At 64.9% G+C, this 23,868-nt stretch carries 20 protein-coding genes; 9 read left to right on the forward strand and 11 right to left on the reverse strand.

Annotation, left to right across the window (positions count from 1 at the left end):
- The first annotated feature begins 98 nt into the window (after nucleotides 1–98).
- Together AB4Z37_RS16270 and AB4Z37_RS16275 are read left to right on the forward strand one after the other, a co-directional pair.
- A complete protein-coding gene (locus AB4Z37_RS16270) occupies nucleotides 99–545 on the forward strand; it encodes a carboxymuconolactone decarboxylase family protein (protein WP_441517774.1) in 447 nt (148 codons plus the stop codon).
- A gap of 178 nt (nucleotides 546–723) precedes the next feature.
- Nucleotides 724–1,599: a dienelactone hydrolase family protein gene (locus tag AB4Z37_RS16275; RefSeq protein WP_441517775.1), complete on the forward strand. Its 876-nt coding sequence runs from the start codon at nucleotides 724–726 to the stop codon at nucleotides 1,597–1,599.
- Here AB4Z37_RS16275 and AB4Z37_RS16280 read toward each other — a convergent pair.
- Nucleotides 1,596–2,549, reverse strand: a complete 954-nt coding sequence (locus tag AB4Z37_RS16280; protein ID WP_441517776.1) for a ribokinase — start codon at nucleotides 2,547–2,549, stop codon at nucleotides 1,596–1,598. The genes AB4Z37_RS16275 and AB4Z37_RS16280 overlap by 4 nt on opposite strands.
- A gap of 374 nt (nucleotides 2,550–2,923) precedes the next feature.
- On the reverse strand, nucleotides 2,924–3,838 hold the full coding sequence (locus AB4Z37_RS16285; RefSeq protein ID WP_441517777.1) for a LysR family transcriptional regulator: 915 nt from the start codon (nucleotides 3,836–3,838) through the stop codon (nucleotides 2,924–2,926).
- A 165-nt stretch (nucleotides 3,839–4,003) separates the two neighbouring features.
- Here AB4Z37_RS16285 and AB4Z37_RS16290 point away from each other — a divergent pair, with 165 nt between their 5' ends.
- The 4 genes from AB4Z37_RS16290 (at nucleotide 4,004) to AB4Z37_RS16305 (ending at nucleotide 8,637) form a co-directional block, all read left to right on the forward strand.
- Nucleotides 4,004–5,317 (forward strand): MFS transporter, encoded by a 1,314-nt coding sequence (locus tag AB4Z37_RS16290; RefSeq protein WP_441517778.1) that lies wholly within the window; start codon nucleotides 4,004–4,006, stop codon nucleotides 5,315–5,317.
- A gap of 28 nt (nucleotides 5,318–5,345) precedes the next feature.
- Nucleotides 5,346–6,422, forward strand: a complete 1,077-nt coding sequence (locus tag AB4Z37_RS16295) for a tartrate dehydrogenase (protein ID WP_441517779.1) — start codon at nucleotides 5,346–5,348, stop codon at nucleotides 6,420–6,422.
- Nucleotides 6,423–7,096: 674 nt separating this feature from the next.
- Nucleotides 7,097–7,534: an HIT family protein gene (locus AB4Z37_RS16300; RefSeq protein WP_441517780.1), complete on the forward strand. Its 438-nt coding sequence runs from the start codon at nucleotides 7,097–7,099 to the stop codon at nucleotides 7,532–7,534.
- A 77-nt stretch (nucleotides 7,535–7,611) separates the two neighbouring features.
- Nucleotides 7,612–8,637: a histone deacetylase family protein gene (locus tag AB4Z37_RS16305; protein WP_441517781.1), complete on the forward strand. Its 1,026-nt coding sequence runs from the start codon at nucleotides 7,612–7,614 to the stop codon at nucleotides 8,635–8,637.
- Nucleotides 8,638–9,433: 796 nt separating this feature from the next.
- Here the strand turns inward: AB4Z37_RS16305 and AB4Z37_RS16310 are convergent.
- Complete coding sequence (locus AB4Z37_RS16310) at nucleotides 9,434–11,218, reverse strand: trypsin-like serine protease (RefSeq protein ID WP_441517782.1); 1,785 nt, start codon at nucleotides 11,216–11,218, stop codon at nucleotides 9,434–9,436.
- Nucleotides 11,219–12,296: 1,078 nt separating this feature from the next.
- Here AB4Z37_RS16310 and AB4Z37_RS16315 point away from each other — a divergent pair.
- Nucleotides 12,297–12,842: an SDR family oxidoreductase gene (locus tag AB4Z37_RS16315; RefSeq protein ID WP_441517783.1), complete on the forward strand. Its 546-nt coding sequence runs from the start codon at nucleotides 12,297–12,299 to the stop codon at nucleotides 12,840–12,842.
- Nucleotides 12,843–13,363: 521 nt separating this feature from the next.
- On the opposite strand, the gene AB4Z37_RS16320 is transcribed toward AB4Z37_RS16315, so the two are convergent.
- The 8 genes from AB4Z37_RS16320 to AB4Z37_RS16355 form a co-directional block, all read right to left on the reverse strand.
- Nucleotides 13,364–14,116, reverse strand: a complete 753-nt coding sequence (locus tag AB4Z37_RS16320; RefSeq protein WP_441517784.1) for an anti-sigma factor family protein — start codon at nucleotides 14,114–14,116, stop codon at nucleotides 13,364–13,366.
- The gene (locus AB4Z37_RS16325) at nucleotides 14,113–14,658 is read right to left on the reverse strand and encodes a sigma-70 family RNA polymerase sigma factor (RefSeq protein ID WP_441517785.1); all 546 of its coding nucleotides are present in this window, start codon (nucleotides 14,656–14,658) and stop codon (nucleotides 14,113–14,115) included. The genes AB4Z37_RS16320 and AB4Z37_RS16325 overlap by 4 nt, the downstream gene beginning before the upstream one ends.
- A gap of 140 nt (nucleotides 14,659–14,798) precedes the next feature.
- Entirely contained in the window at nucleotides 14,799–15,173 is a 375-nt protein-coding gene (locus AB4Z37_RS16330; protein ID WP_441517786.1) for a cupredoxin domain-containing protein, read from the reverse strand.
- A 15-nt stretch (nucleotides 15,174–15,188) separates the two neighbouring features.
- Nucleotides 15,189–16,139 (reverse strand): metallophosphoesterase family protein, encoded by a 951-nt coding sequence (locus AB4Z37_RS16335; RefSeq protein WP_441517787.1) that lies wholly within the window; start codon nucleotides 16,137–16,139, stop codon nucleotides 15,189–15,191.
- A 498-nt stretch (nucleotides 16,140–16,637) separates the two neighbouring features.
- Nucleotides 16,638–17,867 carry an MFS transporter gene (locus AB4Z37_RS16340; protein WP_441517819.1) on the reverse strand — a complete coding sequence of 410 codons (1,230 nt, stop codon included), beginning with the start codon at nucleotides 17,865–17,867 and terminating at the stop codon, nucleotides 16,638–16,640.
- Between the two features lie 311 nt (nucleotides 17,868–18,178).
- Nucleotides 18,179–18,976, reverse strand: a complete 798-nt coding sequence (locus AB4Z37_RS16345) for an IclR family transcriptional regulator domain-containing protein (protein ID WP_441517788.1) — start codon at nucleotides 18,974–18,976, stop codon at nucleotides 18,179–18,181.
- Nucleotides 18,977–19,198: 222 nt separating this feature from the next.
- The gene (locus tag AB4Z37_RS16350) at nucleotides 19,199–20,443 is read right to left on the reverse strand and encodes an NAD(P)/FAD-dependent oxidoreductase (protein ID WP_441517789.1); all 1,245 of its coding nucleotides are present in this window, start codon (nucleotides 20,441–20,443) and stop codon (nucleotides 19,199–19,201) included.
- Nucleotides 20,440–20,763, reverse strand: coding sequence for a 2Fe-2S iron-sulfur cluster-binding protein (locus tag AB4Z37_RS16355; protein WP_441517790.1), 324 nt, complete (start codon nucleotides 20,761–20,763; stop codon nucleotides 20,440–20,442). The genes AB4Z37_RS16350 and AB4Z37_RS16355 overlap by 4 nt, the downstream gene beginning before the upstream one ends.
- A 253-nt stretch (nucleotides 20,764–21,016) precedes the next feature.
- Between AB4Z37_RS16355 and AB4Z37_RS16360 the strand changes: the two genes are divergently transcribed.
- Both AB4Z37_RS16360 and AB4Z37_RS16365 read left to right on the forward strand, forming a co-directional pair.
- Nucleotides 21,017–22,378, forward strand: a complete 1,362-nt coding sequence (locus tag AB4Z37_RS16360) for an aromatic ring-hydroxylating dioxygenase subunit alpha (protein ID WP_441517791.1) — start codon at nucleotides 21,017–21,019, stop codon at nucleotides 22,376–22,378.
- A gap of 34 nt (nucleotides 22,379–22,412) precedes the next feature.
- Entirely contained in the window at nucleotides 22,413–23,855 is a 1,443-nt protein-coding gene (locus tag AB4Z37_RS16365; RefSeq protein WP_441517792.1) for a glutamine synthetase family protein, read from the forward strand.
- The last annotated feature ends 13 nt before the right edge of the window (nucleotides 23,856–23,868 follow it).

Below are 23,868 nucleotides of genomic sequence, written 5' to 3' on the forward strand. Positions count from 1 at the left end.
CTCAAGAATATTTCTGGCGTGGGCTTGATCAAACAGTGGGATGTTTCTATTTCACATGCGAAATAAATCCACGCATCCACAGCCGAGGGACATCCGTCATGCAGCCGCGCCTGAATCCCTACCAGCTCGCTCCTGAGACCATGAAGCCGATGATCGACCTCGAGGCCAGCGTCAAGGCGAGCGGTCTTGAGCCGTCGCTGATCGAGCTGGTCAAGATCCGCGCATCACAGATCAACGGCTGCGCCTACTGCATCCACATGCACACCCACGATGCCCGCGCCAAGGGCGAGACCGAGGCGCGCATCTACCTGCTCGACGCCTGGCGCGAGTCGCCGCTGTACACCGACCGCGAGCGAGCGGCGTTGGCCTGGGCCGAGGCGGTGACGCTGGTGTCGCACACCCATGTGCCCGACGACGTCTACGCGCAGGTCCGCGCTGTGTTCTCCGAGGTCGAGACCGTCAAGCTGACCATGCTGGTCGCCACCATCAACGCCTGGAACCGGATCGCCATCAGCTTCCGTTCGCTGCATCCCGTAAATGGCTGAGACGTACGGCGGCGCGTGCCGCCGCCACCTACGGACCGTCCTGGCCGGGCTCGCCCCGGCCATCCGGCTTTGGTCCGTGTCCGTAACGCGTATCCGGTCTTGAACCCGGCGGCCGCCTGCATTGACTGATCGGCAGGCGATGGTGTCGGATCGTCGCCCGTCGGTTGGGGAGGCGGACATGCTCGGGCGTAGCGCAATACGGGCGGCGATGCTGGCCATGATGCTGTGGGGCGCGGCTGGTTCGGCTGCCCGTGCCGAGGATGGGCCGGAAACGGTGCATTTCGCCGGCCCTGGCGGCGTGCAGCTCACGGGGTATCTGTTTCATCCGCGCGGCGCGCCGCGGCGTACACCGGCGATCGTGATGATGCATGGCCGCGCCGGACCATATTCCAGTCTCGCCGAAGGCCGCTATGACGCCAGCACGCTGTCGCAGCGGCATCAGGCGTGGGGCTGGCACTGGGCCGATCTCGGCATGGCGGCGCTGCTCGTCGACAGTTTCGGCCCGCGCGGCTTTCCCTCCGGCTTTCCGGTCCATTCTTACGACGAGCGCCCCGACGCGGTGAACGAGGTGACGGTGCGGCCGCTCGATGCTTATGCCGCGCTCGCCTGGCTGCGTGGCCGCGCCGATATCGATGGCGGCCGTGTTGCGCTGCAGGGCTGGTCGAACGGCGGCAGCGCGACGCTCGCCACCATGGCCGACGTCACGCTGCGCCAGCAAGGGCGCGCGCCGAAGGATGGCTTTGCCGGGGCGGTCGCGTTCTATCCGGCGTGCGGGCTGCACGGTGCGTTCGAGGCCGGTTACAAGCCCTACGCGCCGGTGCGCGTGTTCAGCGGCGACGCCGACGAGGAGGTGTCCACGAAACGCTGCGCTGCGCTGGTGCAGGACAGTCGCGCCGGCGGCGGTGACATTGCGATCACGATCTATCCCGAAGCCACCCACGATTTCGATGATCCCGGCCGCAAGCGCCAGGGCGTTGCGGCCAACGTCGCTGCCCGCACCGATGCCGTGCCGCGCGCCACCGATTTCATGATGAAGCTGTTGGTGGCGCGCTAGCCGCCGCGGCTGCGGGGCGCTGACGTCCCCGCCGATCGCAGCAGCGCCTCGGTCTCGTCGCGCCGCGGCATCGCGGTGGCGGCTCCGGGGCGGGTGACGGAGATGCCGGCGGCGGCGGAGCCGAAGCGGGCGGCGTCGAGCGGATCAGTGCCGCGCGCCAGCGCCGCGGCGAAGCTGCCGACAAAGGCGTCGCCGGCGCCGACGGTCGCCACCACCGCGCCGGCGCTGAATGGCGGGATATGCACCGAGCGGTCGCGGCTGTGGAACAGCGCGCCGCGTTCGCCGAGCGTGATCAGCGCGGTGCCGGCGCCCTTGTCGAGCAGCGCATCGCCGGCGCGGCGGGCGCCGTCGAGGTCGGTCACCGCGATGCCGGTCAGCGCCTGCGCCTCGCTCTCGTTCGGCACCACATAGTCGCTGAGCGCATAGAGCGCGTCGTCGAACGCGCCTGCCGGCGCCGGGTTGAACACGGTAATCGTGCCGGCCTGCCGTGCGATCGCAAGGCCGCGGTGCGCCGCCTCGACGGGCTGCTCGAGCTGGGTCACGAACACGCGGGCGCCGCGGATCACGTCCGCTGCGGCATCGACGTCGGCGGCGCTGAGCTCGCCGGCGGCGCCGGGCACCACCAGCACGGCGTTGTCGCCGCGGCTCTCATGGATGTAGATGAACGCGGCTCCGGTCGGCGTGGTTGTTTCGATCAGGCGCGGCACGACGCCTTCGGTGCGCCACATCGTCAGCGCCAGCTCGCCGAACGGATCGCGCGCCAGGCGCGAGATGAAGCTGACCTCGGCGCCGGCGCGTGCCGCGGCCACCGCCTGGTTCGAGCCCTTGCCGCCGGGGCCGATGGCGAAGCCGGAGCCGATCAGGGTTTCCCCGACCGCCGGCATCCGGCTGGCGAGGAAATTGAGGTCGGCGACAAAGATGCCGAGAACAGCGACACGGCCTTCGCTCATGGGCGGACTTTCGACGTGGGCATGGGGATCTGGCTGCTGCTGGATGTGAACGTGGATCGCGTCATGATGGGTCTCGGAGTAAAGCGAGCGTGGCGCGTTTGCGTCAAGTCTTCGTGCCTGGCCTTGTGCCGCAACACGCGTGTCCGGCTAACTTTGGGCACTGGCCACACCCACCGCGTCATTGCCGGGCTTGACCCGGCAATCCAGCTTGTTCGCGGCGTGACGTGAATCTTTTTAAGCTGGATCACCGGGTCTCGACGCTTCGCGTCGGCCCGGTGAGGACGCTGAAAAACACGGAAGCGCAGTGTGTCCCAGACAGGAGCGATAACCATCAAACTCTCAGGATGACGGATCACATATTGAGCCACCATCCTCTACGCCTCCCTGGCATATCGGCTGAGCCGCGCGGTCAGGATCGACAGCATGGCGTCGCGGGTGTCGTCGCGGGTGCCGCGCACCCAGGCGGCGGCGAGGGGCAGGATGTCGATCTCGTCGGCGTTGCGTGCGCGCAGCGGAATATAGCGCACGCCCGGCACCGCCATGCGCGCGGTCCAGCGCGGGACCAGTGCGATGCCGAGGCCTGCCGCGACCAGGCTGACAATGGTCTGCTTTTCCGCGGCGATCTGCGCGATCTGCGGTGGCAGCCCGGCGCGGGCGAACAGCTTGATGGTGAGGTCGTGGCTGTGCGGGCGCGAGCGGCGGTCGGGCACGATCAGCGGCTGGTCCGCCAGCGCGCTGACACTGAGAAACTTGCGACGGGCGAGCGCATGGCGCGCCGGCACCGCCACCACCACGCTCTCATGAAACAGCGGCAACATCTGCAGCTCGCGGGCGGGATGCTCCGGCGGGCGCACCAGGGCGAGGTCGAGGCGGCCGGAGACGAGGCGCGGCAGCAGGCGGATGGTCTTGTCCTCGACCAGCTCGACCGTCACCTCTGGATGATGGCTGCGGAAGTCGTGCAGCAGCATCGGTACGAGGCCGGCCGCCGCCGTATCGATGGCGCCGAGCCGCAACTTGCGCGCCTTGTGGCGGCCGCGCTGACGAAACCGCGTCGCGATGGCGTCGGCCTTGGCGATCAGGCTGCGCGCTTCATTGAGCAGCGCGGCGCCGTCCTCGGTCAGCGCCACATTGCGCGTGGTTCGCGTCAGCAGCTGAACGCCGAGATCCTCCTCGAGCTGGCGCACATGGCGCCCGAGCGCCGCCGGCAGCATCTCGAGGGCGCGCGCAGCGCGGCCGAAATGCAGGTCGTCGGCGACGGCGATGAAGCAGCGAAGCTGGGTGAGGTCCATCGGGGCGGAATGCGGCATCGTTCAAGGGGCGATGGCGGTAGATTATATCATTATTTTATATAATCCAGCGCTGATTGAGCTTGGCCGGGGCAAGCCCTTAGCTTGGCGCGTCATTGCGCCGGAATAAGCGCAAGCCAAATGTGACGGGCCGGAGACGTCTTTAAAATGGACAACGAGCTGGAGCGCCGCGTGATGCGGAAGGTGTCGTGGCGCATCGTTCCCTTTGTCATGCTGCTCTACTTCATCGCCTATATCGACCGCGTCAACATCGGCTTCGCGGCGCTGACCATGAACAAGGACCTCGGCTTCACGCCGGCGGTGTTCGGCTTCGGCGCCGGCATCTTCTTCTGGGGCTATTTCCTGTTCGAAGTGCCGTCCAACATCGTGCTCGACAAGGTCGGCGCGCGGATCTGGATCGCGCGCGTCATGATCACCTGGGGCCTCGTGTCCGGCGCCATGGCATTCGTCTGGAGCCCGACCAGCTTCTATGTGCTGCGCTTCCTGCTCGGCGCCGCGGAGGCCGGCTTCTTTCCCGGCATCATTCTGTACCTGAGCTACTGGTTCCCGGCGCACCGCCGCGCCGCCGTCACCTCGCTGTTCATGGCGGCGGCGCCGATCTCGGTGGTGCTGGGATCGCCGGTGTCGAGCATGCTGCTGGAGATGCACGGCATCAGTGGCCTCAAGGGCTGGCAGTGGCTGTTCCTCATCGAGGCCTTGCCGGCTGTGCTGCTCGGCTTTGTCGTGCTCGGCTATATGACCGACAAGCCGGAGAAGGCGCGCTGGCTCGCCGCCGACGAGCGAGCGTGGCTGGTTGATACCATGAATGCGGAACGTGCGCGCAAGGCCGGCATCTCTCACGGCAGCATCTGGCGCGGGCTCGCCGACATCCGCGTGCTGGCATTGGCGCTGGTCTATTTCGGCACCTCGGCCGGCCTCTACACGCTCGGCATCTGGGCGCCGCAGATCATCAAGAGCTTTGGCCTCTCCAACCTCGAGGTCGGCGTCATGAACGCGGTGCCGCCGACGGTCGCCGTCGTCGCCATGTACCTGTGGTCGTGGCACTCCGACCGCAGCGGCGAGCGCACCTGGCATGTGGTGTTGCCCTGCCTTGTCGCCGCGTTCGGGCTGATGCTCGCCGGGCTCTCCGGCACGGTGCTTGCCGTGGTCGCGGCGCTGACGCTGGTCAACGTCGGCATCAGCGCCGCCAAGCCGCCGCTGTGGAGCATGCCGACACTGTTCCTGGCCGGCCCCGCGGCCGCCACCGGGATCGCGACCATCAACTCGATCGGCAATCTCGGCGGCTTCGTTGGCCCGGCGATGATCGGCTGGATCAAGGACCAGTCCGGCAGCTATGCCGGCGGGCTCTATTTCGTCGGCGGCCTGCTGGTGCTGTCCGCGGTGCTGACCCTCATTCTGTCGCGGTCGCTGGTGCGATCGCTTGCTGCCGGTGAGGCCAAGGCCTGGGTTCAAAAGGCCTGAATTCAACCGTTGTTCGGAGACTTAACCCATGAAGACCTACAAGATCGCGGCCATTCCCGGTGACGGCATCGGCGGCGAGGTGATTTCCGCCGGCGTCGAGGTGCTGCAGGCGCTGGCGAAACGCGAAGGCCATTTCGCTGTGGCCGTCGACACCTTCGACTGGGGCGGCGAGTACTACAAGACGCACGGCCGCATGATGCCGGCGAACGGGCGCGACCTCATCCGCCACCACGACGCCATCCTGTTCGGCTCGGCGGGGCATCCGGATATTCCCGATCATGTCACGCTGTGGGGCCTGCGGCTCGCCATCTGTCAGCCGTTCGACCAGTACGCCAATGTGCGGCCGACCCGCATCCTGCCCGGTATCACGTCGCCGCTCCGTGGCGTCGAAGGCAATGAGCTCGACTGGGTCATCGTCCGCGAAAATTCGGAAGGCGAGTATGCCGGCGTCGGCGGCCGCGTCCACCAGGGCCTGCCGATCGAGGCGGCGACCGACGTCTCGATGTTCACCCGCGCCGGCGTCGAGCGCATCATGCGCTTCGCCTTCCGCCTCGCGCAGTCGCGGCCGCGCAAGCTGCTCACCGTCGTCACCAAGTCGAATGCCCAGCGCCATGCCATGGTGATGTGGGACGAGATCGCGACCACGGTCGCCGCCGAATTCCCCGACGTGACCTGGGACAAGATGCTGGTCGACGCCATGACCGTGCGCATGGTGATGAAGCCGCAGACGCTCGACACCATCGTTGCCACCAACCTGCATGCCGATATCCTGTCGGATCTCGCGGCGGCGCTTGCCGGCTCGCTCGGCATCGCGCCGACCGCCAACCTCAACCCCGAGCGCACCTTCCCGTCGATGTTCGAGCCGATCCACGGCTCGGCGTTCGACATCACCGGCAAGGGCATCGCCAACCCGATCGGCACGTTCTGGTCGTCCGTGATGCTGCTCGACCACCTCGGCGAAGCGGCCGCCGCCCGCCGCCTGATGGCCGCGATCGAACGGGTCACCGGCGACGCGCGCTTCCACACCCCCGACCTCGGCGGCCACGCCCGCACCACCGACGTCACCGCCGCCGTGATCGACGCGATCAATGGCGCGAACAGCTGAGGATGGGCACGGCGCTTCCAGGGCTCTTCCCCTCATCCAGAGGAGCAGGCGCAGCCTGCGTCTCGAAGGATGAGGCCCGGAACGGTCTTGCGAGGGAGCGCGTGCCTCGGCCTCATGGTTCGAGACGCGGCCCGCTGGGCCGCTCCTCACCATGAGGAGTGGAGGCGGGCGTTGCCGCATGGTTTGGTGATCTCCGCGTCACCACGGCCCATACCCTCATCCTGAGGAGCCCGCGTGGCGGGCGTCTCGAAGGATGAGGCCCGGAACGGTCTTGCGAGGGAGTGCGTACCTCGGCCTCATGGTTCGAGACGCGGCCCGCTGGGCCGCTCCTCACCATGAGGAGTGGAGGCGGGCGTTGCCGCATGGTTTGGTAATCTCCGCGTCACCACGGCCCATACCCTCATCCTGAGGAGCCCGCGTAGCGGGCGTCTCGAAGGACGAGGCCCGGAACGGTCTTGCAAGGGAGCGCGTGCCTCGGCCTCATGGTTCGAGACGCGGCCCGCTGGGCCGCTGCTCACCATGAGGGAAGGCCGCAAGGAACAGGCCACCGCCGGTCTGCATGGCCGTCGGGCCGCTCCGCCGCGTTTGTCATCGCTCCGCCGTGTTCGCTGTGGCAAAGTCGGCGCGGTGACGGCCGCCGTCCGGTGAGCGGCCCTGCAGGTCGGGGTGGAACGATGAGTGGCGAAAATTGTCTGTTTTGTCGGATCGCGCGCGGTGAGCTGGCCTGCCATGCGGTGCACGAGGACGACGACATCCTCGCCTTCCTCGATATCCATCCCGTCAGGCCCGGCCACACCCTGATCATCCCGCGGGCGCATCATGTCTGGTTCGAGGACCTGCCCGTCGACCTCGCGACGCGGATCACCACGGTGGCGCAGCGCCTCGCCCGCGAGATGAAGGCGCTCTACCAGGTCGAGCGTGTTGCGATGGCCTATACCGGCATCCATGTCGCGCATGTTCACGCCCATGTCATTCCGGTGCATCAGCCCCACGATGTGACGTCGGCGGCCTATCTTCGCAATGGCCTGGACAGCTTTGCCATGCCGCCGCAGGCAACCGCGCAGGAGCTCGGCGAGACCGCCAGCGCCCTGCGGCAGCGGCTGGCGCAATAGGCGCGTGGGGCGAGCCGGCTGACGCCGAGCCGCACGTTAGGCTATAGAGTTCCCCTCAGCCGAGGGAGACCATCCGCGTGAAGGCCGTCTATTCCGAGCAGCATCGCAGCCACGACCCGCAATTCTTCCTGGTGCGCGGCGTCGTCACCCGCACCACCGAGCAGCCGGAGCGCGCCGATCGCCTGCTCGCCGGGCTGAAGGCCGGCGGGCACGCCCTGGTGGTGCCGACCGCGTTCGGCGGGGGGCCGCGGGCGCAGGTGCACAGCCCGGACTATCTGCGCTTCCTGGCGGAAGCCTGGGACGCCTGGGTGGCGCTCGGCGACGCCGGCCCGGAGATGATCGCCAATATCCATCCGGTGCGTCATGGCGCGACCTATCCGACGCACATTGTCGGCCGGCTCGGCTGGCACACGGCTGATACCGCGTGCCCGATCGGACCGGGCACCTGGGCCGGCGCCTGCGCCGCCGGCGATGTCGCGGCCACCGCGGCGCAGCTGGTGCTGGACGGCGAGGATGCGGCTTACGCGCTGTGCCGTCCCCCGGGCCATCATGCCTTCCGCGACATGGCCGGCGGGTTCTGCTTTCTCAACAACAGCGCCATCGCCGCCATGCATCTGCGGCAGCGCCATGCGCGGGTCGCGATCCTCGATGTCGACGTGCACCATGGCAACGGCACCCAGGGCATCTTCTATGAACGTGCCGATGTGCTCACCGTGTCGATCCACGCCGACCCGACGTTCTTCTATCCGTTCGTGTGGGGGCATGCCCATGAGCGCGGCGCCGGCGCCGGGCTCGGCGCCAACCACAACATCCCGCTGCCGCGCGGCACCGGCGACGACGACTATCTCGTGGCGTTGGCGGAAGCTGTGAAGACCATTCGCGCATTCGCGCCCGGTGCGCTGGTGGTCGCGCTCGGCCTCGACGCCTCGGTGCACGATCCGCTCGCGGGCCTTGCCGTCACCACCGACGGCTTCCGCCGCATCGGCGCCGCCCTCGCTCGCCTCGGCCTGCCGACCGTGCTGGTGCAGGAGGGCGGCTATCTCTCGGACGTGCTGGGGGCCAACCTCGCTGCGACGCTGGCGGGGTTTGAAGAGGTGCGGTGAGCGATAAAGCGCGTCCTAGGAATGAGCAGGTTAGAAAAAAATACTTCGTTGATTTGAGAGCCCAGCTAGAAAAAACATGAGCCAACAGGCATTCGGGCTAAATGCGTGGCTGATCGATCATCCCTTGGTTGCAGCAGATAGTCCGATATCCTGACCGTGAGTTCAGTCCTGTTGCACCCGAGAATGACCTCAACTGAATACCGCTGTCGAAAGACGGTCCGCGCGATCATGACTTCCGGTGTTTCGCGATCGCTTATCACTGTCGCGCCGTACAACGACGCAGTCTTTGCAAATAACCGCTCCAGCGATCGTCGCTCGCTCGGATTTCGGGTCCATTTGTAAAAAAGGACTGAGTAGACGGTGCCTCTTGTCGTCAAAAACGCGAAATAGGTCTCATTCTTGAAATTGCGATCGATTCGGCGGCTATAGATCGTGCCAGAGTTATCTCTTAATTCTTCGACCGGTCGTTGAAGCAAACGTGTTGCTTCGCGTTTGGTCATGCCGGGGCGCAAGCTTCCTCGAGGCGAAGAAATTGCAGGGATCGAGGAACGTTCGAGGGAGAGTGAGTGTGCCCACGAAATCGTTGATCCGCACGTCAGCAACGATCCGGCGATCAAGAAGGTGCGTTCAATTTGCGACAGCCATCGGAGGAACGACATTTGCTTTGATCGTTGTTTACTTTCGGCCAAGCCGGTTGGAAGAGGTGTTGGTCGGTCGACCTGGATAAACTGAGGCTCCGCATGCGGAGCCTCATGATCATAGCGTATCAAATACGGCGGAGACCCGCTCTAGTTCTCTACGCCATATGGCCTATGCCGAAGTGAGATACGGCGTTGGCCGCCAGATGACTGGCGAAATCACCTGCTGCTGGCCAGCTTGATGTCGCTAGGGAAGCGCTAGGGCTAGCGTCGAAGGTCGACATCGCTTGAACCAATTTTACGAGAGCTGCCGCAGTACCTGTTTGAGCATGTGTTGTTGTGAGCAGCGTCGCTAGGTCCGACTTTATCGTTGCATCCGAAACATCTTCAGGGGCCCAGAACGCATTTCTGCCGTTCCAGTCGAAGGCGGTGTCGTCGACTGCGTACTGCGAATGAGTGGCTGATGGCAGAAATGCTGAATTGGCTGCGGAATGTGTCGCGTAGTATTGTGCGTCGGTAATCAGGCCTTTCTGATATTCGGCGTAACTCGTATCCACTGTAAACGTTAGGCCAAAATCGCCTGTATGATAGTTCTTGATCACCGTCGACCCGCGCCAAAGTATGGATCCTCCGGCTGTTGGATCGTCGGCATGGACCTCCACTGTCAGGTCTACGGTCCCATCGGAGTTGCGTTGCGGATCGTAACTGACATAATAATCAAAATCACCCTTTAGCCAATCCAGAGGGTTCGCGCTGCGCGCTTCTGCCACCGTTGCCGGACTCGATGCGTCGAAATACCAGTAGCCGAGCTCCGGGACGACATAGCTCCCGATCTTGTCACCCGGTCGGTTACCGATGCCGCCAGTGAGTAGGATGATATCTGAGTTCGCCTGCAGAGAGGCCTGCGAGGGCTTGCCGGATCCTCGGCTCCAAATTCGATCAGCCAAAAGAGCGACGCGATCATTGGGGCCTCCACCAACGATTGTGCTGTTTCCAGTTCCAATAATGAATGTGGTGCCCTGATCCTTTTGTCCAACCGCACTTGCGGCAAAGATGACGTCGTGATTGCCTATTCCGCTGTTGACGATGTCGCCCGTGCCGCCCGCGAGAATGACATCGTTGCTACCATTCAGGATGATATTCGATCTGCGTACTGTGCCTCGAATATACTCCTTGTCGCTTCCGCCATATATAAGGTCTGGTGGGACCTTCGAGAAATCTTGGCTGCCGCCATTAGCGACATCATTCATCACTGTGTAGAAGGAAGTCGGATTCAGATAGCTATAGACACTGGGAGGCACATTCGCGCCGGTCGCGTCAACAGCTCCTGTTGACAGAATACCCGCAACATACTGGGTCCCGGCAATGTTAATAGTTGCCGGACCGCCGCTGTCGTGGTCCGCTGTGGCCAGGTTGACGGAGAATTGGCCGGAGACTGGAGCGCCAATAAAGGTGCCGCTGTTTTGCGTTATCAGTCCGCCGTTGTTGATGGTCTTGCCGGAAAGAACTCGTGTCACGCTGCTTTGATCGGCGAACATTATCACAGGACTCACGTCGCTATTTGCGACGGGAGCTGATGACTTAAGTTCCGCAAGATCGTTGAGCGGCTTGTTTGTCCCTACGTTGTTGAACGCGGCTATCGGGTCCCAGCCTTCGAGGTTTTTCACTTGCCCATCTGCGGTACCAGCGACGGTCATTCCGTAGCCTATAAATCGGACTTTCTGGCCGGAGTCGCCTTGCCGAACTGAATCAAACAGATGTGAGGCTGTCAGGAAAATCCCGTTTCCGAGCGCAATGGAGCCGCCATATGCGCCACCGCTGCCGGCGTCGAAATCGATGATGTACTGTCCGGTCTTTGGACCCGACATGTATTTCGCTCGTGTCTTTCCGTCGAGTTGATAACCGTCACGATGATAGTCAATCCGAAATGTCTTGATGGTCACAGTAGAACTCCTGTGGCAGCGAGATTGCAGTATCGTGGAAACAGAATTGGCGGGCTTTCGTCTGTGCGGTTATCTGGTTGTGTTGGCCGTTATGCCTCCGTCTCGTCGTTGCTTGGGGACGCTCACATTGTGGGGGAAAAAACATTCGGGCACGTGACGCGGTTCGGGAGTTGAAACGCCAAGCGCCATTAGCGAAGTACGCGAGGTGATTTCTCGGGAGAGGTTTGCGAGGCGAGGTGGTATCGCTCGCCTCAAGAATTTAAAGGACGGGCGTAGTTCGGCATTCCCGATAGTTCTGGCTCGCTCGCTGAGATGCCTCGCTACGGGGCGAACAATTGAGCACCATGATGCAATCACCATTGCGGCGTCTCATTTGATGTGCACTGAAACAGCGAAGGTTGCCGAGCCTGTAATCTAGAGAGCGATACAACCTGAGATTGAATGTTGCAAACTATTTCTGCGAGCGCATGACAGCTGCGCGTGAACTTTGCGTACTTTCGGATTCGTGGGTGCGGCTGCGGCACGTTCGCTCTGCACCGCTACAGCGCGCTCATCGCCCCGGAGATGCGGAAGCGCCGGATCGACTGACAGGGAGGCGACACTGCTACCTCAGTTCTGAGTCTGGCGGGGCTCTAGACTTGTGGGTCTAGGGCGCAGGGTCCGCGATCTTGCTTGATATCTTGCGGAAGGAAGAGGGGTCGTCGAGAGCTTCTTGCGACGGCCGACTGGCATCCATCTGAGCTCACGTCAGTCTATAGATCTCGCGGACGTGTTTGTTCCCCCGCATAACGATACACTGTTCTTGTTCGAATGTACGCCTCATTCCTGGCACAGTTTCCGCACGACGTCAGTTCAGCGCAATTCGATCACGCTTTGGTTGCATCGTTCGCTTGATCAAGCAAAACAGCAATGGCCTCACTATGAACCAGTCTACTGGTCGTAAAACCTTGCTGCTTACTGGTGCGGCAGGACAACTGGGAACGGCAGATCATCGATCTGCTTGGTGCGGAGCGGGGCGGTTGGATCTCTGTCTTTTGATTCTGCGAGTGGGAAATTTCGACCCTCTCTCGTTAGTGCCGTGCACTGTGATCTTACCAATCAGGAGCAAATCGTTCGTACGATTAGGGCGATTTCAGGCCTCGGTGCCAAGATTCATTATGTCATCAATGGTGCGGGGGATAGTCGCTTTCTTGGGACAACGACCGACGCGACGATAATCGCTGAGGATGCGCGCCGGCAGTTCGAGCTGCATGTCTTTGCACCTGCAGTCATTTGTTCAGCGTTATTCCAATTTCAGTGGAAGAATATACCTGTTCGAGAGCAGCTCGCGTCGGTACTGAATATAACTAGTCTCTCAGGTGTTCAGGTGTTTAAGGGCACGGGGCAAGGTTTCTATGCTGCGAGCAAGGCTGCTGCACACATGCTGACCATGCATATGGCTGCTGAGTATGGACGTTATGGAGTTCGCGTGAATGCGTTGGCGCCTAATAGCTTTCCTCGCATCGTGGGCACTGAAGTTGTTGCCTCAAACGCGCTGCGAATCTCGAATGCCGATGTGACGGGCCGGATTTTTAAGATTGACGGCGCGCCAATGGCAGCGTGCGATGGTCTCTCTTCAGTATGAGTGTCCCGTGTCAGCAACAGGGAGGCAAGAATGTTGTTGGTCCGTCAATTATTCCAGTGAATGAGTTCAAGTGTGACAGCGCTAACGCGGAGGTCCGTTCTATGGGGGAGGGCTATGGGCGATTTTTTTCTCGCTGCTGTTTTGATTGGCGCAAGGTATTTATGCGCGTGCTGATTGTTTTAATTTCTCTGTTGCTGCCCGTGGCGCCTGCTGCGTCGGCCGAGGTCGAATGGAAAAAGGCCGACTGGCGATGTGCAAGGGGTGGAGAGATAAACTATGTCAGATCTTAAATTCGTCATCAGTGGCGAGTGCTGGAAGGAACGAAAGTCGTCGGTGCGACGCTTGCGAAGGCCGCCGATTGGGAAGACTAGGCTGGCCGCACAGTCGGACGGCGAGCCCGGGGGCGGCATCCCGTCTGCGGGACGCGGTGACGGCCGGTGCAATCGGCACGGTCGCGATGTCCGTGGTGCGACCGCCCTGGGGCGCCGCTGCGCAGGCGTCGTGACGGCGCGTCTCAGTGCTCAGCGCAGCGCCGCAGCTCCCGCAACGAACGCCTGTTTGAACGCCATCAGATCCTCGTGCGGCAGGTCCGATACCGCGACATAGGTGAACGACGGATCGCTCCAGCTCAGCACGTTGTAGCCGCCGAAGGCATCGCCGGGCACGCTGCGCCCGGCCGGCAGCGTGGTCAGGCTGACGACATGGGCGGCATGGCGGTAGACGATGGTGGCGACGGGCGTGCGGCCGAGCACGTCGACCCGGCCTCCGGCGAGCGTAAAGCCTTGCGTGCTCAGGTCCACCACCAGCGGCGATTCCGGGATGCGGGTGGTGAACCAGGGTTTCACCGTGTGGCGGTCCGAGGAGGCGACATCGAATGGCTGCGGCGCCAGCAGGGCGCGGATATGGCCGGCGACGATCTGCTGGGCGACGTCCTCGCGCGCGGCATAGCGCTCGAGCGACGAGGTGATGGAGCCCGCGAGCACCGCGCCGACCACGGCGGAGGCGGCGAGCGCGCGCCACGACCAGGTGCGCATGGGCGGCTTCTGCGTGCCCGCGAGCTTGGCCTCGATACCGGCGCGCAGGCGCGGCGGGAGGTCGTCCTGCGGCAAGGCGCGCAAGGCCTTGCGCAGCGTCATGATGGTGTCGTGTCGCGCGCGCAAGCTGGCGTCGGCAGCGAGGCGGCGCTCGAGGTCGGCGGCCGACGCCGGATCGAGCTCGCCGTCGCAGTAGGCCTGCAACAGCAGCTCCTCGTGATCGCGGTCGTCGTTGGTCATGGTGCGGTGTCTCTCAATTCGTCCATCAGCAGTTTGCGGGCGCGGGACAGGCGCGACATCACCGTGCCGATCGGGATGCTGGCGATCTCGGCGATGTCGCGATAGTTGAGCTGGTGCAGCTCGCGCAGCACGATGATCTCGCGATAGGGCGCCGGCAGCCGGTCCAGCGCCTGCTGCACCTCAGCGGCTTCGGCCTTGTGCAGCACGATCGCTTCCGGGGTGTCATTCCCAGCCGTGTAGATCCCTTCCTGTTCGAGCTGCTGCCGTTCCGGCATGCTCAGGTCCTCGGTGAACACCACGTTGCGTGACCTGTTCTTCAACAGCCAGCTGTAGGCGGCGTTGCGCACGATGGTCAGCGACCACGCCCGCGCATTGACGGCGCCGAAGCCGCGAATGCCGCGAAAGGCGCGCAAGGCGGCGTCCTGCACCACGTCCTCGGCATCGGCGGCGCTGCCGGTCAGCCATTTCGCCAGCCGATAGGCTTCCGCCAGGTTGGGCAGAAACACCTCGTCGAACAGATCGCGGTCACTCTTGTCCGTCAAACCGGCATCCGCAGGCGTTGGCAGGGAACGATACGAGGCGCGTGCGGATGCTTCTACCATGCTTTGTGGCCATCGGCACGGCGGCTGGAGGTCCGCCGTGCCGACGGCTCCGGGACGGAGCCGGGGGGCCGTCCCGGCGTTCACGGCTTGACCACGACCTTTCCGACCATGTGCGGATGCAGTCCGCAGAAATAATCGAAAGTGCCTGGCGTCGTGAACGTGAACGAATAGGACTCGTCGGTGTCGAGCGCCTTGGAGCGGAACGCCTTGCCGCCGTTGACCACCGAGTGCGGGATGTCGTCGTGGTTGACCCAGGTCACGGTGGTGCCGACGCCGATGTCGAGCTGCTGCGGCCCGAAGGTGAAGTTGTCGATGGTGATGGTGGCCGGCGCCGCGCTGTGAGCGTTCTGCGCCGACGCCAGGGTAAGCGCCAGCGCCACGCCCACGAGCGGGCCCGACAGGGTGGCGAGGATGAGAGCGCGGCGCCCAGCGAGGCGGCCGAACAAGGCACGCATGGTGTGGTCTCCTGATCAGCCGGCCAGCGTCGTATCGATGAAGGCCAGCGGTTTGTCGCCCTGTGTCACGGTCACGCTCGACAGCCCGAGCATCGCGCGCAGCCGCTCGGCCGGCACCACCATCGGGCCGGGTGACGGCGCCGCCCCCGGCGCCGGCTGCGGAAACGCGGTCGACATCGCGGTGTGGAACGTGATGTTGCCTTCCACCTTCTGGGCGAGCTGGTGGATATGGCCATTGAGGATGGTGACCGAGCCGAAGCGCTTGAGCATCATCAGCACGCGCGTGCCGTCCTGGGTGCCCCAGCCCCACTGCTCGTAGATCACCTGCAGCGGGATGTGCGCGAACACCACGATCGGGGTGCTGTTGGAGCGGTCTTTCAGATCGGCTTCGAGCCAGGCAAGCTGCTCCTCGCCGAGATTGCCGAGGCCGCCGCCCTTGAGATCGACGACATTGACAAGGCCGATGAAGTGCACGCCGTGGTCGTCGAAGGAATACCAGCCGGCACCCTTGCTGCCCTTGCCATAGCGCTCGAGATAGGCCTTGCCGCGATCCTCGTCGATGATGTCATGCTCGCCGGGAACGTAGTGGATCTGAACGCCCGTCTCGCTGAACACCTTGTCGGCGTTGTCGAATTCGCCCGGCTTGGAGAGATGGGTGATGTCGCCGGTGTGGATGATGAAGGACGGCTTGGCCTGCATCGCCTTGACCTTGGCCACCGCCTCGCGCAGCGTTCCCAGCGCATCGGGATTGGCGGCCTTGTCGAAGCCGATATGACTGTCGCTCATCTGCAGGAAAGTGAAGCCCTTGACCGGCTCCGCCGCGCGGGCCTCGCCGATCAGGCCGACCGAGCGCGGAATCCCGCCGCTGAGGGTCCACAGCACGCCAGTACCGGCCCAGACCATGCATTCCAGGGCATGGCGGCGGTCGATGGGATGTTCGGGGTCGAGAAGGGGGGTCTTGGCCATGGCAGTCTCCTTGAGGGCAGGCATTTGCGTGCTGCTCGGAAGGGGAGACTCGGAGATAGCGGGGTTTATTCCCGGTTTTTTCGGACATGAGCGAAAGGCGCCGGACGGTGCGGGGCGGACCTTCACGTCTCCGTGTGCTGGGGCATTCCATGTGCTGAGGCACCCGGATGTCGTTTTCGCTCATCCGGCCACAGTTCTCCCCCCCTGGTGAGGAGCGGCCCATCGGGCCGCGTCTCGAACCACGAGGCCGGGGCGTTTGCCGCAGGGCTGCACCGGGGAGCGGCGCCGTGGCCTCATCCTTCGAGACGTCCGCTACGCGGGCTCCTCTGGATGAGGAGAGGGTGTGGGCGCGTGCCTCCTCTCCGCGTCATCACCGGGCCGGCGCGCAGCGTCGAGACCCGGTGATCCAGCTTCGACTGACGTGCGTCATGTGGTGGACAAGCTGGCTGGCCGGATCAGGTCCGGCCATGACGCAGTGGTGGAACGTACGCCGCTCACTCACCGCAACGCCGGCACCACCAGGAACGGCAGCATGCCGAGCACGACGGCGACGAGGGCGAACGCCAGCAGCGCGTCGTAGCTGCCGGTGAAGTCGTGGATCAGGCCGCCGCACCATGAGCCCATGGCCGCGCCGAGGCCGCTGCCGATCGAGATGGTGCCGTAGATGGTGCCGACGCGGCGGCCGCGGAAGATCTTCATGGCGGTCGCGGTGATCAGCGGGCCGCGCGAGCCGATCATGCTGCCGAAGCAGACGACGAAACCCGTGAGCAGCCAGACGTTGGGATAGCTCTTCAACAGCCACAGCATGCCGATGCCGGTGATCGACAGCGCATAGCTGAACAGCACTGAGCGGCGGCGGCCGATGACGCCGTCGAGCCAGGTGATCGAGAGCATGCCGAACAGCAGCACCACGCCGGAAAAACCCCAGGCCGTGGCGGCCAGCAGCGGCGGGAAGCCGGCATCGACCAGATACGCCACCACCTGTGCGGAGATCGCGAACATGCCGACCGCGGTGAAGAAGAAGGTCGCGAACAGCGCCCAGAAAGCGTGGTGGCGCATTGCGCCCGGCAGCGTCCAGTGGTCGTCGTCATGCGCAGTGTCCGCGGCCGGCCGCACCACCTCGGCGGAGCCGGCGGCGAGCCGCCGCCACGGCAGCAGCAGCAGCGGCACCAGCAGCACCAGCATGGCGACGCCATAGCAGCGATAGGCGCCGCGCCAGCCGATGTGATCGATCAGCAACTGCGACAGCGGCAGCATCACCAGCACGCCGGCGCCGGTGGCGGAATAGACCACGGACATCGCCGTCGGCAGGCCCCTGCCGAACCAGCGGCCGAGCAGGATCGAGTTCGGCACGTTGCCGATGCTGGCGATGCCGAGGCCGACGCAGAGCCCGAGGCTGAGCTGGAATTGCCAGAGCTTCTCGCCATGCGCCGCGACCAGGAAGGCGCCGCCGAGCGCCGCGAGGCCGAGCGCATAGGTCGCGCGGGGACCTGAGCGGTCGAACAGCCGGCCGACGAACGGCCCGACCAGCCCGCCGGTCAGCGCCGCCAGCGAGTAGATCGAGATCACCTGGCCGCGATCCCAGCCGAAGCTGTCGGAGATCGGCAGCAGGAACACGGTGAAACTCTCGCCGAGCCCGCGCCCGAGCACCGACAGCACGAAGCACAGCGCCAGCACCGCGAGCGCGATCATGGTGGTGCGGGTCAGCCGGTCGGCCGGGCGGGCCATGGTGGTGCGATCATCCATGCGGACATGGAGCCCGATCCGTGTGCGAAACACATCAGCGCTTTGCGAATGCCCCCATGCGGGTGCCACGGTGCGGTGCGGGAGAGGGCGTTCGTCGCTGACACGGCGTCATTTTCGGCGGCGGCCGTATTTTGTTGCGTCATCACCGGGCCGACGCGCAGCGTCGAGACCCGGTGATCCAGCTTGCGGTGGTCGTATGCGGTTGGAAGGAAGCTGGATGCGCGGGTCAAGCCCGCACATGACGCGGAGGGTGGAGAGGGGAATGGTCCGCCAGTGGCTTTGAAACCACCCGCTCAGAACAGCAGCGGCTGCGCCGCGGCGGCGGCGGCCTTCAGCGGCGGCAGGAAGCGGTCGATCATCTCGCCGGTGGAGATGCGATCGACATGGGCGCCGACATTGATCGCGGCGACGATCAGGCCGTCATAGCGGTGCACCGGCACGGCGATGGAGCGGAAGCCGTCCTCGGCTTCCTGGTCGACCAGCGAGTAGCCCTTGCTGCGGTCAGTGATGATGGTGGCGAGCAGCACGTCCCTGTCGAGCACCGTGAACGGCGTCTGCGCCTTCAGCGGCATGCGCGCGATCGCAGCGCTGAGCTCCTCGTTGCTGAGCCGGCCGAGCAGGGCGCGGCCGACCGAGGTGCAGAACGACGGCAGGCGGTAGCCGATGTCGATGCCGGCGGAGAACACCCGCGCCGGGCTCGCGCGGGCGATGAAGATCGCTTCGTCGCCGTCGAGGATGGCGAGCGAGCACACCTCCTTGGTCTCGGATGCGACGCGGTCGATCATCGGCTGCATCACCGCGACCGTCTGGCTCGACGACAGAAAGGCGGACGCCAGCGCCAGCACTTTCGGCGTCAGCGAGAACAGCTTGCCGTCGCCGGCGACGAAGCCGCCCCTTTCCAGCGTGATCAGGATGCGGCGGGCGGTGGCGCGGGGAAGATTCGCGGCCTTGGCGATGTCGCTCAGCGTCATCGGCCGGTGGTCGGCACCGAACAGCTGCAGCACGCGCAGGCCGCGGTCGAGGCTCTCGATGAACTCCGGGCCTTCGCGCCGTGCGTCTTCTTCCGCGGCCGTCCGCTTCACTCTGGGCATTGCTCGCCTGTCCGTCCCGGGGCGGAGATTCGCGTCCCTCGTGTCCCGGTTCTAACATTCGCATCACTTTGCGGCAGGCTCTTTTGCGAATGTTAGAACCAAAGGGACACTAGAAAATATAAGATTCGAGTGTGGTTGGGGGTCTGACATTCGCTTGAAGGACCCGCGGCTATGCTGAAGCGAATGTCAGATCCACCACACTCGTGGACGGGAGCATATTTTTCATGCCCGCGCACCCTCTGCCGCAGGTCCCGCGAGCAGGGCCTTGAGGTCGAAGGCGGGATCGGCGGCCTGTGCCGGTGTCGGCGAGACGCCGGCGGCGATCAGGCGGCGGGCGAGCAGTTGCTCGCCGGGGCGGTTGATGCTGTCAACAGCGACGAGGCGCTTGTCGCGATAGGCGAGCACCGAGAACGCGCCATCCGCGGGGCGGCCGCGAATCACGTGGAGATCGGCGCCGTCGGACAGGCCGACGATCTGCAGCTTGGCGTCGTACTGGTCCGACCAGAACCGTGGCACGCTGGCATAGGGCGCGGGCCGGCCGGCGATCGCCGAGCCGACCGTCTTGCCCTGGTCCTGGGCGTGCTGCACCGATTCGAGCCGGATGCGCCGGCCAATGAAGGCGTTGTGGTGGTCGCTGCAGTCGCCGGCCGCGTAGATGTCGGGATCGGCGGTGCGGCCGTGTTCATCGACCACGATGCCGTTGCCGCAGGGCAGGCCCGCTGCGGCGGCGAGTTCGGCGTTCGGCACGCCGCCGACGCCGACCAGCACGCGGTCGCCCTCGAGGCGGGTGCCGCTGGTGCAGGTCACCACCAGCGTGCCGCTGGCGGAGCGCTCGATCCGCGCCACGCTGTCGTCGAGGTGGATGTCGACGCCGTGGCGACGATGCAGGTCGAGCAGCGCCTGCGACACCGCCGGCGACACCGCGCGGCCGAGCAGCCGCGGCGCCGCCTCGATCACGACAGCCGACTTGCCTAGCTTGCTCGCGGAGGCGGCGACCTCGAGGCCGATGAAACCGCCGCCGATCACGACAAGGCGGGAGAGGGCACCGAGCTCGGCCTTGAGGTGATGGGCATCGCTGAGCGTGCGCAGAGTGAGCACGCCGGGCAGATCGGCGCCGGGCACGTCGAGACGCCGCGCGCGCGAACCGGTGGCGATGATGAGCTTGTCGAAGGGCAGTCGGTCGCCATTCGCGAGCGCGATCGTGTGGGCGTGGCGGTCGATGGCAGTGGCGGCATGGCCGAGCACGAGGTCGATGCCGCGGTCGCGGAAGAATTTGTCGTCGCGCAGGATCAGGCTGTCTTCGGAGGCGGTGCCGAGCAGGAACGCCTTCGACAGCGGCGGCCGCTGGTAGGGCAGCGCGGTCTCGTCGGCAACGATGCGGATGGGGGCGGCATAGCCGTCGTCGCGCGCGGCAAGCGCCGCCTGCACGCCGGCATAGGAGGCGCCGATGATCAGAAGGCCGCTCACAGCTGGCGCTCCGGCACATGCACGGTGAGCGTCATCGTGCCGGCCGGCGCGATCACCTGGCAGCCGAGCCGGCTGGTCGGGCGCCGCTCGGCGGCGACCGCGGCGAGCACGGCCTCCTCCTGGTCGCCCAGTGGCGGCAGCGCCGCCAGCGAGGCTTCGTCGACGTAGACATGGCAGGTCGCGCAGTCGAGACAGCCGCCGCATTCGGCCTCGATACCGCGCACGCCATTGCGGATCGCCGCCAGCATCACACTGGTCCCGGCGGGGACGTCGACAACTTCAGCCGCGCCGGACGGCTGCACAAAGCGGATCTGCGGCATCTGCTCCTCCAATTTGGTTCGTTGTTCGAACGTATGTTCATTCTAAGAACAGAGCAAGATGGCTGATCGAGTAGACCAGCTGCCGCGAAACGATCGCACTGCACAACAATTATGCGCGCTCGCCCGTCTTTCGAGCAGTTCTAAGGGACTTGCATTCCGCCGCAAGGCGGTTAAAATCGGACAAAAGTTCGATAGACGAACAGACTGTTTTCTCACAACGCGGCCATCGGGACCGCATCGGGAGGCGCCAGCCATGATGAGCCAGGAACAGAATGATCTGATCACCCGCGTCGGTCCCAAGGATCCCGCCGGCAAGCTGATGCGGCTGTACTGGCAGCCGGCGGCGCTGGTCGACGAGCTGGAGGGCGCGCGCCCGATCAAGGCGGTGCGGCTGCTCGGCGAGAACTTCGTGCTCTTCCGTGACGAGACCGGCCGCTACGGCATGATGGACCGCGACTGCCCGCACCGCGGCGCGGATCTCGCGTTCGGCCGCCTGGAGAACGGCGGGCTGCGCTGCGCCTTCCATGGCTGGCTGTTCGACGTCGACGGCAACTGCCTGGAGACCCCGGCCGAGCCGGTCGACTCGCCGCTGTGCAAGAACATCAAGCAGCGCGCCTACCCGGTGGTCGAGAAGGGCGGCATCCTCTGGGCTTATCTCGGCGAGGGCGAGCCGCCGGCGTTTGCCGAGCTCGACTGCTTCGTCGCGCCCGATGCCTATACTTTCGCCTTCAAGGGCCTGATCGAGTGCAACTGGCTGCAGGCGCTGGAGGTCGGGATCGACCCTGCGCACGCCTCGTTCCTGCATCGCTTCTTCGAGGACGAGGACACCGCCGTGTCCTATGGCAAGCAGTTCCGCGGTGCCTCGGCGGACAGCGACCTGCCGATGACGCGCATCCTGCGCGAGTACGACCGCCCGATCATCAACGTCGAGCGTACCGAGTACGGCCTGCGGCTCGTGGCGCTGCGTGAAATCGACGCGGAGCGCACCCATGTGCGGGTGACCAACCAGCTGTTTCCGCACGGCTTCGTCATTCCGATGAGCACGGAAATGACCATCACCCAGTGGCATGTGCCGGTGGATGACACCCACTGTTACTGGTATGCGATCTTCACCAGCTATACCAAGCCGGTGGACAAGCAAAAGATGCGCGAGCAGCGGCTGGAGCTGTATGAACTTCCAGACTACAAGTCGCGGCGGAACAAGGCCAACGACTACGGCTTCGATCCGCACGAGCAGGCGACCGAGACCTATACCGGCATGGGATTGGACATCAACGTGCACGACCAATGGGCCGTCGAATCGATGGGAGCGATCCAGGATCGCACCCGCGAGCATCTCGGCCAGTCCGACAAGGCGATCATCCAGTATCGCCGCCTGCTGCGGCAGGAGATCGAGAAGGCGGTGGCGGGCGGCAAGCCGCTGCTGCATCTCGATGCGGCGCATGCGCGCAGCATCCAGGGACCGGCGACGATGGACGGTATCGGTCCGACCCGCGGCTGGGAGACCTACTGGATGGAGGTCGACGTCAAGCGGCGGCGCGGTGCGCCCTGGGCCGCACCGGTGCCGGCCGACATTGCGGACAAGGTGACGCATCTGATCACAGCGGCAGAATAATCCGGATCAGGCGATGTCAGGGAGGAAACAATCGTTGAGCTTTGTGGCACGGCATAATCTGTGGTCCGACGAGCAGAAGGACGCCGCGGTCCGGCTGCGCCGGATCGCGGAGGAGCACAAGCTCGATACCATCCGTCTGTCGTTCCCCGACCAGCACGGTCTGTTGCGCGGCAAGACGCTGATCGCGGGTGAGGCGCTGGCCTCGCTCGAAGGCGGCTGCTCCATCACCACCACGATGCTGGCGAAGGACACCTCGCACCGCACGGTGTTTCCGGTGTTCACCGCCGGCGGCGGCTTCGGCATGCAGGAGATGCAGGGCGCCGCCGACGTGCTGATGGTCGCAGACCCCACCACGTTTCGTGTGCTGCCGTGGGCGCCGACCACCGGCTGGGTGCTGTGCGACCTCTACTTCTCCGATGGCCGCCCGGTGCCGTTCGCGACGCGCGGGCTTTATCGCTCAGTAATTGATCGCCTGGCACAGCGCGGCTACGACTTCATGGCTGGCCTCGAGGTCGAATTCCATGTCTTCAAGATCGAGGACCCGCGCCTCTCGCCGAAGGATGCGGGATCGCCGGGCTTCCCGGGCGAACCGCCGGCCGTCAGCCTGCTGTCGCAGGGCTATCAGTACCTGACCGAGCAGCGCTACGACCTGATCGAGCCGGTGCTCGAGCTGATCCGCCGCGACGTCGTCGGGCTCGGCCTGCCGCTGCGCTCGATGGAGGTCGAGTACGGCCCGAGCCAGTGCGAGTTCGTGTTCCAGCCGACCGTCGGTCTCGCGCCGGCGGATATCATGGTGCTGTTCCGCAGCGCCGTGAAGCAGATCTGCCGCCGCCACGGCTATCATGCCACCTTCATGTGCCGGCCGCGCATCCCCAATGTGATGTCGTCGGGCTGGCATTTGCACCAGTCGCTGGTGTCGCGCGCGACCGGCGAGAATGCTTTCATGTCGAAAGAGGCCGATGTGCTGTCGCCGCTCGGCAAGACCTACATGGCGGGCCTGCTCGATCACGCCCGCGCCTCGGCGGTGTTCTCGACCCCGACCATCAACGGCTACAAGCGCTATCGCTCCTATTCGCTCGCGCCCGACCGCGCGATCTGGGGACGCGACAACCGCGGCGTGATGATCCGCGTGCTGGGCGGACCTAACGATCCGGCGAGCCGGCTGGAAAACCGCATCGGTGAGCCGGCGGCCAATCCGTATCTCTACATGGCGTCGCAGATTCTCGCAGGCCTCGACGGCGTCGATCGCGGGCTCGACCCCGGGCCATCAGCCGACACACCCTATGAGACCAAGGCGAGCCTGCTGCCGAAGTCGCTGCGGGAGGCGGTGTTCGCGCTCCAGGAAGATCCGTTCTTCCGCGACGCGCTGGGCGCGAACTTCGTCGACTACTACGTCCATATCAAGACTGCGGAAATCGAGCGCTTCCAGGCGGAGATCACCGAATGGGAGCAGCGCGAATATTTCGAGATGTTCTGAGGCTAATGTCGTG

Origin of the sequence: Bradyrhizobium sp. 2TAF24 (assembly GCF_052115025.1) — a bacterium.
Lineage (GTDB): Bacteria > Pseudomonadota > Alphaproteobacteria > Rhizobiales > Xanthobacteraceae > Bradyrhizobium_A.

Excerpts from the sequence above, each read along its gene's own strand:
- AB4Z37_RS16270 (WP_441517774.1), top strand. The coding sequence starts at position 99 with ATGCAGCCGCGCCTGAATCCCTACCAGCTCGCTCCTGAGACCATGAAG.
- AB4Z37_RS16275 (WP_441517775.1), top strand. The coding sequence starts at position 724 with ATGCTCGGGCGTAGCGCAATACGGGCGGCGATGCTGGCCATGATGCTG.
- AB4Z37_RS16280 (WP_441517776.1), bottom strand. The coding sequence starts at position 2,549 with ATGAGCGAAGGCCGTGTCGCTGTTCTCGGCATCTTTGTCGCCGACCTC.
- AB4Z37_RS16285 (WP_441517777.1), bottom strand. The coding sequence starts at position 3,838 with ATGGACCTCACCCAGCTTCGCTGCTTCATCGCCGTCGCCGACGACCTG.
- AB4Z37_RS16290 (WP_441517778.1), top strand. The coding sequence starts at position 4,004 with ATGGACAACGAGCTGGAGCGCCGCGTGATGCGGAAGGTGTCGTGGCGC.
- AB4Z37_RS16295 (WP_441517779.1), top strand. The coding sequence starts at position 5,346 with ATGAAGACCTACAAGATCGCGGCCATTCCCGGTGACGGCATCGGCGGC.
- AB4Z37_RS16300 (WP_441517780.1), top strand. The coding sequence starts at position 7,097 with ATGAGTGGCGAAAATTGTCTGTTTTGTCGGATCGCGCGCGGTGAGCTG.
- AB4Z37_RS16320 (WP_441517784.1), bottom strand. The coding sequence starts at position 14,116 with ATGACCAACGACGACCGCGATCACGAGGAGCTGCTGTTGCAGGCCTAC.
- AB4Z37_RS16330 (WP_441517786.1), bottom strand. The coding sequence starts at position 15,173 with ATGCGTGCCTTGTTCGGCCGCCTCGCTGGGCGCCGCGCTCTCATCCTC.
- AB4Z37_RS16335 (WP_441517787.1), bottom strand. The coding sequence starts at position 16,139 with ATGGCCAAGACCCCCCTTCTCGACCCCGAACATCCCATCGACCGCCGC.
- AB4Z37_RS16340 (WP_441517819.1), bottom strand. The coding sequence starts at position 17,867 with ATGGCCCGCCCGGCCGACCGGCTGACCCGCACCACCATGATCGCGCTC.
- AB4Z37_RS16345 (WP_441517788.1), bottom strand. The coding sequence starts at position 18,976 with ATGCCCAGAGTGAAGCGGACGGCCGCGGAAGAAGACGCACGGCGCGAA.
- AB4Z37_RS16355 (WP_441517790.1), bottom strand. The coding sequence starts at position 20,763 with ATGCCGCAGATCCGCTTTGTGCAGCCGTCCGGCGCGGCTGAAGTTGTC.
- AB4Z37_RS16360 (WP_441517791.1), top strand. The coding sequence starts at position 21,017 with ATGATGAGCCAGGAACAGAATGATCTGATCACCCGCGTCGGTCCCAAG.